Below are 13,818 nucleotides of genomic sequence, written 5' to 3' on the forward strand. Positions count from 1 at the left end.
GATCAAACACGCCACGGCGGGCTCGGTGGTTAGCCCGATCGCCGTGATCAATGCGGCATGTAGTTTGCATTGCCACTGCCACCTTCCGTTTCCAGCGAAATCCAGCGACTTATCAACAATCCTCGGTCCTGCCATGCGCCGACAACCGCTTCGACTCGGCCAATGGGCGTTTTGGTGGACCGGGCTTTTTGCGCTTTATCTGCTGCTGATCGTCAAGCTTCAGTGGCAGGAATTGAGCGTGGCGGTGTTCATCACGGCGACGGCGGCAACTGCGGCGTGGCTTTCCGGGCGGGCGGGAAAATTGCGCTACCGCCCGCATTTTCATTGGCTCCGCTTCGCCGCCCGGCTGCCTCCCAAGGTCGTCGTCGATTGTGCCACGGTGATCGGCGCATTGTGGCCGCGACTGGCGCGGGGCAAACGCTTGCAAGGCGTGGTGCGCGAGGTGCCATTTAAGCCCGGCGGCAATGGCCCCGTTTCAAGGGCTCGTCGAGCGCTTGTGGTCGCGGCCGTTTCGCTGGCCCCGAACACATTTGTCATCGATCTCGACGCGGAGCGCGGCGTTCTCATCGTCCATCAACTCGTTCCCTCGAAAGAACCGCCGGGGCACGGCGATCGCGAGTGGCCGCTATGAATGTCTGGCTGTGGGCAGCGCTGGCGTTGATGCTGGGCCTCGTGCCCTGCGGCTGGGTTTGCGTGCGCGCGGCGACCATCGATCGACTCGTCGCGGTGGAATTGGCCGGCACGATCGCGGCTTCCGTGGTGATGCTGCTCGCGGAGGGCTACGAGCGGCGGGTGTTGTTCGACGTTGCGCTCGGAATCGCGCTGCTTTCATTTCCGTCGGGATTGGTGTTTGCCCATTTCTTGGAGCGCTGGCTATGACCGGCAGCGAAACCGCCGTGGCAATTGTGCTGGCGCTGGCCGTGATCGGCGAGTGGCTTGCCGTGATCGGCCTGGCGGCGATGCGTTCGGTGTACGGCCGGCTGCATTATGCGGGACTGGCGACGCTTGTCGGGCCGCCGCTGATCGCCGCCGCCGTGGCCATTCATCATTCTTCGGCCGAGGCCGTGATCAAAGCCGTGTTGACCGCGTTGGCGCTACTGATCATTGCGCCGGTGTTGACGCATGCCACGGCGCGGGCCGCGCATACGCGTCAACAAGTTTCCTCGCACGAAGGAGGCGAACCATGAACCCCTTGGCCGCGACAAGCCTGCTGTTGGTCGCGCTCGGCGGCACTGCGGTCGTGCTCACGCGCGATCCGGTCCGGCAGGCGATCGCGCTGAGCTTCTACGGATTGCTGCTGACGCTATTGTTTCTCGTGCTGCAAGCGCCGGACGTGGCGCTATCCGAGCTGGCGGTCGGGGCAGCGGCATTGCCCGTGATCCTGTTGGTCAGCCTGTCGAAAGTCGGGCCTCAGAAGCAATGAGCGATCGAACTCGCAAACTGCTGTTTTTCGCTTCGGCCGCGGGATTCGGCGCCTTCTTGCTTTGGGCGCTGGCCGGTCTGCCGCGCTTTGGCGACTATCGCGGCGCATACGGGCGGGCGATCAATTCGCTCGGCGTTCCCGCTCGGCATGTCACCGACATGGCCACGGCGATCAACTTCGATTTTCGCGGTTTCGACACGCTTGGCGAAGAATACATTTTATTTGTCTCGGTGACCGGCTTGGCGCTATTGCTTCGTCGGATGCGCGGCGAAATCGAAGATGCGCCGCTGGAATTCGCGCCCGATCGCCAGGTGAAGCCGCGCGGCGACTGCGTCGGCGGCTTGGGGCTATTGCTCACTGGCGCCACGAATCTGTTCGGGCTGTATATCGTGGTGCATGCGCATCTCACGCCAGGCGGCGGCTTTCAGGGCGGGGCGATTCTCGGCACCGCTTGCCTGCTCGTCTACCTGGCGATCGGCTATCGCGTGTTTCGCACGATCTCGCCCAAGTCGCTGATGGAATCGGCCGAGTCGATCGGCGCGGGCGGTTACGCCGCGATCGGCATCGCGACGCTGATCGCCAGCGGCGCGTTTCTTGCCAATTGTTTGCCGCTGGGAAAGACGGGCAATCTTTTCTCCGGCGGCACGATCCCGGTGATCAATCTCGCGGTCGGGCTCGAGGTCGCCGGCGGATTCATTCTCATGTTCGCCGAATTTCTCAAAACGACCCGGCGCCCTGCCGAGTCGCGCAAACCATGAACTATCTCCCCTTCGCAGTGACCGCTTGGCTGTTTGTGATCGGCGCCTATGGCATCGTTACCAGCCGAAACCTGATCCACTTGATCGTTTGCCTCTCGGTCATTCAATCGTCGACGTATGTGCTGTTGCTTTCGATCGGATACGTCGCCGGGGCGGGGCCGCCGGTGTTCGCCAATGTGCCGCCCGGCACGCCCGCGGTCGATCCGATCGTGCAGGCAATGGCGCTGACGGACATCGTCGTCGGCGCGACGGTGACGGCCCTGCTTCTGGCGATGGCGGTGCAGGTTCACAAGCATTTGAAAACGCTCGATCCTCGGCAAGACCGGCCGATGGAGGGTTGAATGAGCGCGCTTGGACCGCTGGCGGTCGCGATTCCGCTGTTGGTCGCGGCCATTCTCACTGCAACCGGCGCCATTGGCTTGCGCAGGCTCCGCGATGCGATCGCCGTGCTGACGGCCATCGCCGTGGCAATCTTCTGCGGCATCCTGCTGTTCGGTTCGCGCGATGCGACGATCGTCTATTGGTTTGGCAATTGGCGGCCGCACGGCGGCGTGGCGATCGGGATCGACTTCGCCATCGATCCGCTCGGGGCGGGCATCGCGCTGTTGGCGGCACTGCTGACGACGGCGTCGTTGATTTATTCCTGGTGGTATTTCGACACCGCCGGTTCGCTCTTCTCGACGCTGATGCTCGCCTTTCTGGCGGGCATGGTCGGCTTCGCCCTCTCCGGCGATTTGTTCAACATGTTCGTATTCTTCGAACTGATGGGCGCCGCCGGCTATGCCCTGACCGGATTCAAAATCGAAGAAGAGCCGGCTTTGATGGGCGCGTTCAGCTTCGCGGTGGTCAACACGCTCGGTGCGTTTCTGGTGTTGATCGGCTTGGGGCTATTGTACGGCCGCACCGGGGCCCTGAATTTGGCCCAAATCGGCCGCGCTCTCGACGGACATCCGGCCGATGGATTGGTGATTGGGGCCTTTGTGTTGATCGCCAGCGGATTCGGGGTGAAAGCGGCCGTCGTGCCGCTCCATTTTTGGCTCGACGATGCGCATGCCGTGGCGCCGTCGCCGGTGTGCGTGCTGTTTTCGGGCGTGATGGTCGAACTGGGGCTCTACGCGATCGCCCGAGTTTATTGGAGCGTTTTTGCCGGCGCGTTCGAGCCGAGCCGCGACGCGATCCGCGGCATCGGCGTGGGCGTCGCGACGGCGACGGTTCTGGTCGGCGGCGTGATGTCGTTCTGCCAAAGCCATCTCAAACGGCTGTTGGCGTTTTCGACGATCAGCCACGTCGGCATGTTTCTGCTTGGAATGGCGATGCTCTCGCCGCTGGGGCTTGCCGGTGCGGCGCTCGAAATCGGTGGGCACGGCGTGATCAAGGGAGCGCTGTTCCTGGGGGCGGGCATCTTGCTGAACTGCTTCGAAAGCGTCGACACCAACCAGCTTCGCGGCCGCGGTCGGCGGCTTCCAATCCTGGGCACGCTCATGGCAATCGCCGCCGTTGCGCTCTGCGGATTTCCCTATCTGGGATTGAACGGCGGCGAAGGAATCGCCGTTCGCGCGGCCGAGCATCAGCATCTTGGATTCATTTCCTACGTGATGCTTTGCGGCTCGATCCTCACCGGCGGCGCAGTGCTGCGGGCATTGGCCGAGGTGTTTTTGGGACTAGAGGCGAAACAGCCGGAAGCCCACAGAACGCCGAGCCACGAAAATAGGGAAGTCGATCAGAAATTCAATCGGCCACCGATCGTCATGCTCGCGCCAATGGTGCTTCTGCTGGCGATCGGTGTTGGTCTCGGCACGGTGGCGGGCGTCGAGAAGGCGGCAAATGGCGGGGCCCGAATGTTCGTCGATCACCCGGGCTACGCCTCCGCGGTTTTGGATGGAACACACGCGGATCGCACTGTCCTATCTGCTGCAAACGACCGCTCAGCGGGTGAATCGGACCAAACCGACCGTTGGCCGGCGATCCTCCACGGCTTGCTGGCCACCGGCGGCGCGGTCCTGCTCGCCGTCCTGTCGGTGTTCCGTGGTCGGATTCCCCATGCGATCCGCCGCTCGAGCCGTGCGATCTTCAGCCCGATCTTGCGCCCCCTGCGCTCGCTTCACAGCGGGCACATCGGCGACTATGTGGCGTGGCTGCTTTTCGGAGTCGCTTTATTCGGCGGCTTGATGGCCGTCTTCTGCCGGCGGTGAGTGTGTTGCGCCGTGTGTGAAGGCGCGTGCCACTTTTGGCCGCCGGCCGGTTGTTTACGGCGGATTATTCATGGCGCCACACTAGCCCGAAGCGTAAGCGAGGGGGCCACCGAGGCTTACCCTCGCTAACGCTTCGGGCTACCATATCGCAGCGTGTGGCGAATTCCCGGCGCCATGAGTAATCCGGGTTAGGGCGAACCTTGCAGTTTGACGCGCAATCGTCGAAATCGAGGCGTGACCGATCCTGCGCTCGCTCGATAGCGGCCACGCCGGCGCCTACGTGGCACGGCTGCTTTTCGGAGTCGCCCTACTCGGCGGCTTGATGGCCGTCTTCTGCCGGAAGTGAATCGATCTCAGGCCGCGTCAGCACATCGGCGGCCGCGCCGGCAGGCCTCCAAGATCCTTCTCGCCAGCGATTCAGGTTCGCCACGGCGCGATCGCGCCGGACACGATGATCACGGGAAAGGCGAAGCGGAGACCGCCATCGAGCGTTGCGCTAATGCCAAGCTTATCCACGCCGATATCCGCTTCCACGGCTTGGCGAAATGCGGCGGCGCCGCCGGCAGCGGGGAACGACCGCTCGAGCAGTTCGTCGACGTCGACAGAATACGTGTAGAACTCCTTGCGAACGTCCGCGAGCGTCGCGAAGAGGGAGTCGAATTCATCCAATCGCAGCGCATGCGTGTGGGAGGGATCGCGAAGATTTTCCAAGCGGTCGAATGCGCTTGCTTGGTCGGCGGATGTTGTAAATACATCCGCGACCGTCACGCGTTCGCCGACACGACACACGCGCACCATCTCCGCAAAAACGCCTCCCGGGTCCGTGAAGTGGTGGAACGCATAGCGGCTGATGACCCTTGAGAACGACGCATCCGGGAACGGAAGCGGCTGGGCGTCGCCAGTGACCCAGGCCAGATTCGCGAGTCCCAACGACTGCTGGCGCTGCCGGCTTTGGGCGATCATGGCCGGCGTCAGATCGATGCCCGTGACATGCTTTGCCACACGCGCGACTTCGCAAGCGACCAGTCCCGGTCCGCAAGCCACGTCGAGGACGTTATCGGCCTCGGTGATTCCGGCCGTGCGGATAAGGAGTTGATGGATCGCGGAGTCGTCGCGCGCGTGAATTTCGGCGAACGGCACCGCCTGCCGAGTGAACTGGTCGAGAATCGATTGCCTATGTTCGTCCACCAAAGCCTGACCCTCCTCCGTCAATCGTAGAATGATTCAAGTCAATCTAACGGGACGAAAGCGGGAACGGAAGCCATCGCTCGGCTTCTATTCATGAGACATATGATCGAGCCCGCCGATAATCATCCGCCGCTGGGTGCCGCCAGCTCGAAGGGCGGTAGTTTGTTTGGGGCCGCCACGATCTTGGCGTGAAATAGGGGGTGCCTGGGGTCGGAAAAGTGGCCTTGCAGAAGGTCCGGTCGGGTCTGTGGCCGGCGGATGCCGTGGCCCGTCACGCGTTTCCATTCGATCAGCACATCGTAGTCGCCGGCCGGCGCGCCTTTCCCTAATGCGCCAGACTCCATCTCGAACCTGCCGTTCTCTTGCACGATGCCCATGATCGTGGGCTCCATGCTCAAAGGATCGGTTTTGCGACGGAAGAAAACGGCCGCGCCGGAAGCCGGCGAACCGTTGTAGGTCACTTTCCCTTCGACCGGATAGACCGGCTCTTGCCGATTGCGGTCGCTGCACGAGGTGCAGAGCAACACCAGCGACGACATCAAACATGCGACGACGATTCTCACGGCCGACCGACTCCAGCAAAGGCAGACATGGTGAACAGCGAAAAGCGGCGAGCCGGGCACGGCGACTTCCCTCAATGCAGCGGCTGCGCAGACGGCAAACGATTTTGAAGCGTGGCAAGAACATAGAGGAGTGCCGGATTGCTGCGGAACGGTGCGTCGCCGATGTTGACCCACTGAACCGTGCCCTGCCGATCAATCACGAATGTCCCGTGCAGGGGGCGTTCCGCCGGCTGTGCGTCTTCCCCTTGTCGGAAAACCTGATAGGCGTGTGCGATCTTGTTTCCGGGGTCGGAAAGGACGGGAAATCCGAAGGCCCCGAATCGCTCGAACCGTCGCCGCGTCGTTTGCGGCGAATCGGCGCTGATCGCGACCACCCGCGCCCCAACTTCGCGGAACAGCGGCAGGTCGGCCTTGTCGGTGAACAGTTGCCGGTCGCAAAGATCGCAGTACGTGTGGTAGAAGATCACAACCACGGGCCCCTCGGCGAGCAGTTCCTTAAGGCTCCAGGTTTTTCCCTCGGCATCATCGAGTGCGAAGTCGGGCGCCGGCCGGCCCAAGAGCGGGTGGTGGTGGGTGAAAACGACTTCGGGATGAGCCAGAATTTTGCCGAGCGATTCGGCCTTGGAGCCCAGCACGGCCCCGAGCCGAACATCCGCTTCTATTCGGGCTGCGTCGGCGGATATCTGCGCTCCAGCAGGCCGCTCGCGCCCGATCGCAAACCATCCGATCAAGCCAATCGCGACAGCCAGCAAGGCGAGCATTAGCGGCGCGGCTCGCGCCGTTACCCGCCGATTTCGGCCCCCTTGCGGCGGCTGGAAAACCAGCGAGTTGTCGTGCACTGTCTCCATATCGGGTTCCTGCGAATTTTCGAACCTCAAGGCAGCGTGATGGAATTGACGTTCTGCCAATTCCAGACGTCCTGATTGTTGGTGAGCCATGTGTTGTCGATCGTCTGAACGTGGCAATCGGCAAACAGGGCGGGGTTGCCGCTGAAATGCGGCGAACTGAACGTCGTGGAATACTGCCCAATCTGCACTTGGTCGTCCAACATGCTTGCGCCGGAGTAGGCTTGCAGGCAGTTGTACCAAGGGGTCGGACCGATGGGATAATCCTGCGGATTGCAGCCCAGGTGGGTCACCATGAGGGTCTTCGACGATCCGTTGAAATTACTGAGTTGCCCCAGCGAAACGCCCCCCGGGGCGTTGTAAAGAATGCTCCCGGGCCGCTGAAGATATCCGTAATCGATCAGGCCATTGGATCGATCGCCGCGATCGGGGCAGAGAAAAATGGGAACCATATCTTGGCCATTATTGAGTGGGACGAGAGAGCCGTTGCCGGCCGCGATGGCCGCCTGGCTTGCTCCGACCACTTCCTGCACGAGTTGTTTCTCCTCGACGTAACGCAACGTCTGCAGATTCCAGCAAGTGTTCGGATAGGGATACGGCGGAGCAGTCGCGGGATTTTCGGTTTGAAAGAACCCGAAGGCACTGTGGAAATTTTGAGAGGCAATCCCGATCTGCCGGAGATTGTTGCTGCAGGAGGCCATTCGGGCGGCTTCCCGCGCGGCTTGCACGGCGGGCAGCAACAGCCCGATTAGAATGCCGATAATCGCGATGACGACCAGCAACTCAACGAGGGTGAATCCCTTCTTGAAACGACCTTCAACGGAACGATGATTTGCCCGCGCTCCCGATCCGGCGAGCTGGGGCGGCGCGGAATGCCAAGCGAACGCGAGACGTTTTGGTCGAATAAAGTCAGAGCGCATGGCGCGCCTCCGATGGTTTTCTCGGATGGAAAAACACCAATTGGCAACCCATGGCCGACCGTCCCCCCCTGTCCCCTCGGCGGGTGAGGAATTAGGGGAAACCCGACGCGCGCGGATGCGCGCGGACCACGGATTGGGTGGACCGTGCCTTATCTCGATCTGAATCGCAGTTCGGCGCAATCGCCATCAAGCACGGCAGCGCGCGGTCGCAATCGAGTGCCGGGCGCAATCGCCATCAAGCGCAGCGGCGAACGCAAACGGTTCGCGAGCGCGCAAACGCAGCGCGCCCGCCGGGATCAGCAATCCACCGGCGCGGGAGGAGCCCGCGAGAGAAATGGCAGATATTCCCAGCGGCAAACGACCACCACTTCCTTGGCTGGTCGATGAAATCGCAGCAGGAATTGCCAATCGGGCAGCGAAGCCGTTCGAGTGAACCAAACGGCCTGCCCAAAGAACTTGCAGATTGCACAGTTTTCGTCGTCGCACAGCCGCAACGGAGAGTCTTGCGAGATCGTCCGGCTCGCATCCGCGACAAACCATTGGACTGGCACCGCCGACCCGGCACCAATTGGCGCTGCCGGTGGAGTATCTTCGTCGCAGCATTGATCGCCGGCATCGCGGCAGCCGGCATCGCGGCAGCAAGCATCGTGCCCTTGGCCGGGCAACAAATGCAGACCTTCCCCCATCGCCGACAAGGCGCTAAATAAAATGGCGAATGCCCAGGTGAATCGAATTCGCCAAACCGCGCGCATGGCAACGACACCAACGAGGGAAGAAATCGAGGCATCACCTTTACGTAAGAATAATGAAACCGGTTCGCTGCGGCAACACAAATTGAGGCTCGAAAATTGGCCAAACCGCGTCAAGGCTCGAAACGCCGACCACGCCGGCGCGGTGGGCTATTCGTCGCCTTTTCTGCAGCCAAAGCGTGAACTCCGGCGGTAGTGGGTCAGTCTGAAATCACGAAGTTTTGAGCCGGCCTTGCCCGATGGCCGATCCGGCGGCATACTTTGGATATGCCTAAACGCTCAAGCAATCCACCGAAGCAGAAAGACACCCAGCAACTGGCCCGTGCGACCCTCGATGCGGTCGTGCTGGATGCTGAACCGCCGAAGCCGGAAGCTGCCAAGCCGGAGAAGAATCCGGCAGCGGTGGCGCTGGGGCGGTTGGGTGGCCTCAAGGGCGGCCCGGCCCGCATGGCAAAGCTGTCGCCAGCAAAGCGCAAGGCCATCGCCAAGAAAGCCGCAGCGAAGCGGTGGGGCAGTAAGGCTGACTAGCGGGGCTGCTTTGGCTTTGACGGAACATCCTGCTCGATCTTCTCAACGACCTGCTCTTGCCGGTCGCCGTAGGTAAAGAGCATTTCCTTCTGAATTTTATGTTCGACGGCGTTGGGGTTGTTGTCGTTGAAACTGCCCATATCGCGCTCCAGGGCGTGGTCCTGCTTCTGAGTGTTTTCAAATCGCTGCTGAAATGCGCTCAGCGCGTGATCCCACGCCATATTGTCGATGTGATCCCAAACAACTTCCGTTTTTGGTTCGCCATCTGGGCCGATTTTTACAACCTTATTGGCGTGCATGATGCGCCGTTTGCGATTTTGCTTGTCGTACCCTTGCAACTCTCTTGAACGCCTTTTTAGGCGGCGAGTTAATATCGCTTTCGGGCTGGGAATCTTGACCTCCCATCCCTCGCTCAAGAGCTTCGCCGCAAGCTCTTCCATGTGGAATGCGCCATCGTGCTCGCGCTCGTGTTGAAGGATCGCTTCTTCGTCGTATTCGGCCTGTGTCCTACCCTGCTTTGCCAGCGACATGATCGGAAAGCTCCTTGTCGATTGCCTTGAGGTGGCGGTTCAGTCCCTTAACTAGCTGTAAAAAATAACGCGTTTTGGCCTCATCCCAGTCTTTGTGCTCAACCATCTGCGCGACGCCGCCGTATGAAGTCTTAATCTTGGTCAGCATTCCACTAAGGCTCTGTGCCCAAACAACGTATTCATCCGACGCTGGAAAGCGAGGCTTCATTTTACGCCCATTCGTACTTGCGTTTAAGATCGGTGTAGGCACCTGGATAAACTAGGCCGTCATGCTGCAAACGCCCAACTACGATACCGGGCGAAATTCCAATGGTTGCGGCAAAGTCTTTGATTAAGGGCCTGCTCTTGGCAACAAACGGTAGGCGGTGCGCGTATGACGGAGGAATTAAGAAATCACGCGCGAACTCGTTTGCCTCTCGCTCTTCCTCCTGATCTTCACTATATCCATAGTCAACGAACACCTGCTTTTTTCCGTGCTTGAGAATGTGACCGGCCTCGTGGAAAAACGTAAACCAAAACTGATCGTCGGTTTTGTATTTGAGGCTGACCTGAATCATAGCCTTATCTTTTGTTAGCCAACGAGCGGCACCGCTGATGCTGGCCTTGGGAATTTCCTCGGTAAGAGCTACCGCAACCCCGGCCGCAGCACAGACGGATTTTATTTCGACGCTCCATTCCTTGGCGTTTTTCGTGGTCATTCCACGGACCGTCCGAAGCGCTCGCAAAAACTCCTGCGGATTAAACGGCGCAGTTTCCATTGCCTGCGCCGAAAGAACACCCAGCCGACGCCACGCGGCAACGTATCCTGGATATTTCTGATGCGCTTCGCCACCCCGAAACTGGATCGCGGACTTGGCGAGAACGTCTCGCCATGCCTGAACGCTGCTCACTCCAAAGAACTCTAGCAACTGCCGGACAAGGTGTGATTTATCGGTTGCGGCGACAATGTACTTCCGCTCAATCAATTCCTTGACCGGAATCTCTTTTAGCCAAGCAATATCCACCTCAAGCTTGCTGGTTTCTTCAGACCGAATGAGATGCTCGCGGTAGGCAAGTTCCATCCGATTCCAGAAGCTTGCCGGAATTCCTAGCACGAGTTCAAGTTTGTAGGCCGTGTCCACACTGATCGGCGCAATGCCGTTGACGATTTGGCTGACCGTTTTCTCGGCCATGCCCATCCGCGCAGCAAAGTCGGCTTGCGAAAGCCCTCTTGCCTCAATCGCTTCCTTCAGGGTAGCGCCGGGCGGAGTCGCGTAATCCGGATGGTAAGTGTGCTTTGCTGATGCCATGTTTGCGATCCCCGTTTATTAATGATAGTCGCCAATCCCAACGACCGTGATCTTTGTAACCTGAACCCAATCTAGGCCGCCGCTGGCCAGCGATGGCAATGGATCGTGGTTCGGCTTGAACGCCAAACGCTCTTTCCCGATAAGGCTGATCGCCAACAGTCCCTTAAGGTTTTGCGACAACTCGTGGCAATGACCCGGAAGCAGCCGCATGGCGCCAAGATTGTCGACGGCTTGCAGTTCATTCAGTCGCTGCGCAATCTTTGCAGCTAGCTGCGGGCCATATTTGCCCCTCAGTTTCTTCTCTGAATTGCAAAGCGTCGTGAGGCTGGCGTTTGTGAACGTTATCTCCATGTTCGGCGTCCTTGCATATAATCTTTACCATAGAGGTAATGACTTTTCAAGTGCATTGCCTTAAAACTCTTTACGCAGAAGGTAAATTTTATGTTGACTTACCGTGACCGCTCAAGCATAATGGGAAGTATGAAAACACTAACCCGCGACCAACGCTGTTCCGTTATCCGCTGCCTGTGCGATGGCGTTTCGATTGCCGCGACCACCCGCATTACTGGCGCGGCGAAGAACACGATTCAAAAGTTAACCCGCGAACTGGGCCAAGCGGTGCTGGAATTCCAAAACGTCGTCCTCCGCAATCTTCCGTGCAAGCGGATCGAAATCGACGAAGTGTGGGAATTCTGCTACGCGAAGGATAAAAACCTTCCCGACCGCATGCGGGGAGAGCCGGGCGTCGGCTCGATTTGGACTTGGACCGCATTGTGTGCCGAGACAAAGTTGCTTCTGTCGTGGCGGCTTGGCGCTCGCGATTCCGCGAATGCCCAATACTTCATTTCAGACGTTGCCGAGCGGCTAGCGAACCGCTGCCAGATGACAACCGATGGCAACCGGCTTTACCTCGCGGCCGTGAATGATGCTTTCCGTGGCGATGTGGACTTCGCACAATTGGTGAAGCAGTTCGGCAACGAAACCGGCCCAGCGGAAACCCGCTACTCGCCGGGCAAATGCTTGGGGGCAATCAAGCAGCAAGTCGAGGGCAACCCGGATATGGATTTGGTTTCGACCAGCTACGCTGAACGGCAGAACCTAAACATCCGAATGCAGAATCGCCGCTATACGCGGTTGACCAACGCTTTCAGCAAGAAAGCCGAGATGCTGGCATTTAGCGTGGCTATCACGTTCATGTACCATAACTTTGTGCGGGTGCATCAAACGATCAAGACAACGCCGGCCGTGGCCGCTGGGGTTGCCAAGCACCGATGGACCGTCGGCGATATGGTCGATCTTTTGCCGCTGGCGGTTGCCGGAAAGCGCGGCCCGTACAAAAAGAGGATTTCAGACTGACCCACTACCTCTCCGGCCGAATTCTTGACCCGACCAAGTGGCGATGATAGGGTGCGAGGGATGAAAACTCGAATCCTGCTCCTCGCCGCAATTGCTTGGATCGGTGCTTCAATCGCGCCATGGCAGGCCGCTCGGTCGGCCGAGCCGGCGGCAACGAAAAATGTGTTGTTGATCATTTCCGACGATCTGACGACGACATCGCTCGGCTGTTACGGCGCGCCGCTGGTGAAATCGCCGAATGTCGATGCGTTTGCCGCCAAGGGCGTGCGCTTCGAGCATGCCTATTGCCAATATCCGCTCTGCAACCCGAGCCGATGCTCATTCATGACCGGGCGGCGGCCGGATACGACACGGGTATACGGCAACGGCGTAAACTTCCGCCAACATCTGCCCGATGTGATCACGATCCCGCAGCATTTTCAAAAGGCCGGCTATTTCGCGGCCCGCGTGGGGAAGATTTATCACTACGGGGTGCCGAACCAGATCGGCACCAACGGCTTGGATGATGGCCGATCGTGGAACGAGGTGGTCAACCCTCGCGGCCGGGACAAGGACGAAGAGGCCGACGTCATCAATTTCACCAAAGGCCGGCAACTCGGCGCCGCCCTGTGCTGGTTGGAAACCGAAGGCGACGGGTCGGACCACACCGACGGCAAAATCGCCGACGCCTGCATCAAACTGCTCGAGCAGCACGGCGACAAGCCGTTTTTCATCGGCTGCGGCTTCTTTCGCCCGCACGTTCCTTGCGCCGCCAGCAAAAACTATTTCGATCTCTATTCGCTCGACAAAATTCATCTCCCCACCGAACCGGCGGAGCATATCGCTGGCATTCCGCCGATCGCGCTGACGGTCAAGCCGCTGAACTATGGCCTGACGCCAGAACAACTCAAAATATTCACCCGCGCTTATTTCGCGAGCACGAGCCTGATGGATGCCCAGGTGGGGCGCGTGCTGGCCGCATTGGATCGGCTCCATCTGGCCGACAACACGGTGGTGGTGTTTATCTCCGACCACGGCTGGTGCCTCGGCGAGCATGGGCAGTGGCAAAAAATGCTGCTCTTCGAGGAAAGCGCGCGGGTGCCGATGGTGATCTACGATCCCGCGGGCAAGGCGAACGGCAAAGTCTGCTCGCGCCCGGTCGAGCTGGTCGATTTGTACCCGACGCTGGCCGATCTCTGCGGCCTGCCTGCCCCGGAAGGCGCCGAAGGCACAAGCCTGCGACCGCTTTTGGAAAATCCCGCTGCCGAGTGGAGCAAGCCGGCCTATACGCAAGTCGAGCGCGGGGGCGGAAAGGACCACGCGATGGGCCGCAGCGTGCGCACCGGGCGCTGGCGCTACACCGAATGGGCCGGCGGCAAACGCGGCGTCGAACTCTACGACCAATCGGCCGATCCGAAGGAATACCACAACCTCGCCCACGACCCCGATCAAGCCGCGACGGTGGCGATGCTAAAGAAGCTTTTGCATTCCGAGCGGC

Annotated in this window: 18 protein-coding genes and 1 pseudogene; 11 read left to right on the plus strand and 8 right to left on the minus strand. The window is 60.1% G+C overall.

Going from position 1 to position 13,818, the window contains the following annotated elements:
• Positions 1-133: 133 nt before the first annotated feature.
• From VHX65_08330 to VHX65_08360, 7 genes are read left to right on the plus strand one after another with little or no spacing between them, the layout of a single operon-like run.
• Positions 134-631: a hypothetical protein gene (locus tag VHX65_08330; GenBank protein HEX3998540.1), complete on the plus strand. Its 498-nt coding sequence runs from the start codon at positions 134-136 to the stop codon at positions 629-631.
• Positions 628-879 carry a monovalent cation/H+ antiporter complex subunit F gene (locus VHX65_08335; GenBank protein HEX3998541.1) on the plus strand — a complete coding sequence of 84 codons (252 nt, stop codon included), beginning with the start codon at positions 628-630 and terminating at the stop codon, positions 877-879. The genes VHX65_08330 and VHX65_08335 overlap by 4 nt, the downstream gene beginning before the upstream one ends.
• Positions 876-1,187, plus strand: coding sequence for a monovalent cation/H(+) antiporter subunit G (locus VHX65_08340; GenBank protein HEX3998542.1), 312 nt, complete (start codon positions 876-878; stop codon positions 1,185-1,187). Before VHX65_08335 ends, VHX65_08340 begins: the two co-directional genes overlap by 4 nt.
• Positions 1,184-1,423, plus strand: a complete 240-nt coding sequence (locus VHX65_08345; GenBank protein ID HEX3998543.1) for a hydrogenase subunit MbhD domain-containing protein — start codon at positions 1,184-1,186, stop codon at positions 1,421-1,423. The genes VHX65_08340 and VHX65_08345 overlap by 4 nt, the downstream gene beginning before the upstream one ends.
• Entirely contained in the window at positions 1,420-2,181 is a 762-nt protein-coding gene (locus VHX65_08350) for an MnhB domain-containing protein (GenBank protein HEX3998544.1), read from the plus strand. Before VHX65_08345 ends, VHX65_08350 begins: the two co-directional genes overlap by 4 nt.
• Complete coding sequence (locus tag VHX65_08355; protein HEX3998545.1) at positions 2,178-2,522, plus strand: cation:proton antiporter subunit C; 345 nt, start codon at positions 2,178-2,180, stop codon at positions 2,520-2,522. Before VHX65_08350 ends, VHX65_08355 begins: the two co-directional genes overlap by 4 nt.
• Complete coding sequence (locus VHX65_08360) at positions 2,523-4,373, plus strand: proton-conducting transporter membrane subunit (GenBank protein ID HEX3998546.1); 1,851 nt, start codon at positions 2,523-2,525, stop codon at positions 4,371-4,373.
• Positions 4,374-4,790: 417 nt separating this feature from the next.
• On the opposite strand, the gene VHX65_08365 is transcribed toward VHX65_08360, so the two are convergent.
• The gene (locus tag VHX65_08365) at positions 4,791-5,561 is read right to left on the minus strand and encodes a methyltransferase domain-containing protein (GenBank protein HEX3998547.1); all 771 of its coding nucleotides are present in this window, start codon (positions 5,559-5,561) and stop codon (positions 4,791-4,793) included.
• A gap of 122 nt (positions 5,562-5,683) precedes the next feature.
• Complete coding sequence (locus VHX65_08370) at positions 5,684-6,124, minus strand: hypothetical protein (GenBank protein ID HEX3998548.1); 441 nt, start codon at positions 6,122-6,124, stop codon at positions 5,684-5,686.
• A gap of 74 nt (positions 6,125-6,198) precedes the next feature.
• Between VHX65_08370 and VHX65_08375 the strand changes: the two genes are divergently transcribed.
• Positions 6,199-6,888 (plus strand): hypothetical protein, encoded by a 690-nt coding sequence (locus tag VHX65_08375; GenBank protein HEX3998549.1) that lies wholly within the window; start codon positions 6,199-6,201, stop codon positions 6,886-6,888.
• 110 nt (positions 6,889-6,998) lie between these two features.
• Here VHX65_08375 and VHX65_08380 read toward each other — a convergent pair.
• Positions 6,999-7,775, minus strand: a pseudogene (locus tag VHX65_08380) (DUF1559 domain-containing protein).
• Positions 7,776-8,185: 410 nt separating this feature from the next.
• On the minus strand, positions 8,186-8,641 hold the full coding sequence (locus VHX65_08385; GenBank protein HEX3998550.1) for a hypothetical protein: 456 nt from the start codon (positions 8,639-8,641) through the stop codon (positions 8,186-8,188).
• 264 nt (positions 8,642-8,905) lie between these two features.
• On the opposite strand from VHX65_08385, the gene VHX65_08390 reads away from it, so the two are divergent.
• Positions 8,906-9,166, plus strand: coding sequence for a hypothetical protein (locus tag VHX65_08390; protein ID HEX3998551.1), 261 nt, complete (start codon positions 8,906-8,908; stop codon positions 9,164-9,166).
• Here the strand turns inward: VHX65_08390 and VHX65_08395 are convergent.
• The 4 genes from VHX65_08395 to VHX65_08410 all read right to left on the minus strand — a co-directional run bounded on the left by VHX65_08395 (position 9,163) and on the right by VHX65_08410 (position 11,336).
• Positions 9,163-9,696 (minus strand): hypothetical protein, encoded by a 534-nt coding sequence (locus VHX65_08395; GenBank protein HEX3998552.1) that lies wholly within the window; start codon positions 9,694-9,696, stop codon positions 9,163-9,165. The genes VHX65_08390 and VHX65_08395 overlap by 4 nt on opposite strands.
• Positions 9,674-9,844, minus strand: coding sequence for a hypothetical protein (locus VHX65_08400; GenBank protein ID HEX3998553.1), 171 nt, complete (start codon positions 9,842-9,844; stop codon positions 9,674-9,676). The genes VHX65_08395 and VHX65_08400 overlap by 23 nt, the downstream gene beginning before the upstream one ends.
• Before the next feature lie 61 nt (positions 9,845-9,905).
• Complete coding sequence (locus tag VHX65_08405) at positions 9,906-10,985, minus strand: helix-turn-helix domain-containing protein (protein HEX3998554.1); 1,080 nt, start codon at positions 10,983-10,985, stop codon at positions 9,906-9,908.
• Positions 10,986-11,003: 18 nt separating this feature from the next.
• Positions 11,004-11,336: a hypothetical protein gene (locus VHX65_08410; GenBank protein ID HEX3998555.1), complete on the minus strand. Its 333-nt coding sequence runs from the start codon at positions 11,334-11,336 to the stop codon at positions 11,004-11,006.
• A gap of 129 nt (positions 11,337-11,465) precedes the next feature.
• Here VHX65_08410 and VHX65_08415 point away from each other — a divergent pair, with 129 nt between their 5' ends.
• Together VHX65_08415 and VHX65_08420 are read left to right on the plus strand one after the other, a co-directional pair.
• Positions 11,466-12,341, plus strand: a complete 876-nt coding sequence (locus VHX65_08415) for a hypothetical protein (GenBank protein ID HEX3998556.1) — start codon at positions 11,466-11,468, stop codon at positions 12,339-12,341.
• Positions 12,342-12,401: 60 nt separating this feature from the next.
• Positions 12,402-13,818 (plus strand): sulfatase (locus VHX65_08420; GenBank protein HEX3998557.1); only part of this gene is annotated, 1,417 nt, incomplete at its 3' end.

The organism is Pirellulales bacterium, assembly GCA_036267355.1.
Lineage (GTDB): Bacteria > Planctomycetota > Planctomycetia > Pirellulales > DATAWG01 > DATAWG01.

Coding starts and splice junctions, on each gene's coding strand:
- VHX65_08330 (HEX3998540.1), top strand. CDS start 134: ATGCGCCGACAACCGCTTCGACTCGGCCAATGGGCGTTTTGGTGGACC.
- VHX65_08335 (HEX3998541.1), top strand. CDS start 628: ATGAATGTCTGGCTGTGGGCAGCGCTGGCGTTGATGCTGGGCCTCGTG.
- VHX65_08340 (HEX3998542.1), top strand. CDS start 876: ATGACCGGCAGCGAAACCGCCGTGGCAATTGTGCTGGCGCTGGCCGTG.
- VHX65_08345 (HEX3998543.1), top strand. CDS start 1,184: ATGAACCCCTTGGCCGCGACAAGCCTGCTGTTGGTCGCGCTCGGCGGC.
- VHX65_08350 (HEX3998544.1), top strand. CDS start 1,420: ATGAGCGATCGAACTCGCAAACTGCTGTTTTTCGCTTCGGCCGCGGGA.
- VHX65_08355 (HEX3998545.1), top strand. CDS start 2,178: ATGAACTATCTCCCCTTCGCAGTGACCGCTTGGCTGTTTGTGATCGGC.
- VHX65_08360 (HEX3998546.1), top strand. CDS start 2,523: ATGAGCGCGCTTGGACCGCTGGCGGTCGCGATTCCGCTGTTGGTCGCG.
- VHX65_08375 (HEX3998549.1), top strand. CDS start 6,199: ATGCAGCGGCTGCGCAGACGGCAAACGATTTTGAAGCGTGGCAAGAAC.
- VHX65_08385 (HEX3998550.1), bottom strand. CDS start 8,641: ATGCGCGCGGTTTGGCGAATTCGATTCACCTGGGCATTCGCCATTTTA.
- VHX65_08390 (HEX3998551.1), top strand. CDS start 8,906: ATGCCTAAACGCTCAAGCAATCCACCGAAGCAGAAAGACACCCAGCAA.
- VHX65_08395 (HEX3998552.1), bottom strand. CDS start 9,696: ATGTCGCTGGCAAAGCAGGGTAGGACACAGGCCGAATACGACGAAGAA.
- VHX65_08400 (HEX3998553.1), bottom strand. CDS start 9,844: ATGCTGACCAAGATTAAGACTTCATACGGCGGCGTCGCGCAGATGGTT.
- VHX65_08405 (HEX3998554.1), bottom strand. CDS start 10,985: ATGGCATCAGCAAAGCACACTTACCATCCGGATTACGCGACTCCGCCC.
- VHX65_08410 (HEX3998555.1), bottom strand. CDS start 11,336: ATGGAGATAACGTTCACAAACGCCAGCCTCACGACGCTTTGCAATTCA.
- VHX65_08415 (HEX3998556.1), top strand. CDS start 11,466: ATGAAAACACTAACCCGCGACCAACGCTGTTCCGTTATCCGCTGCCTG.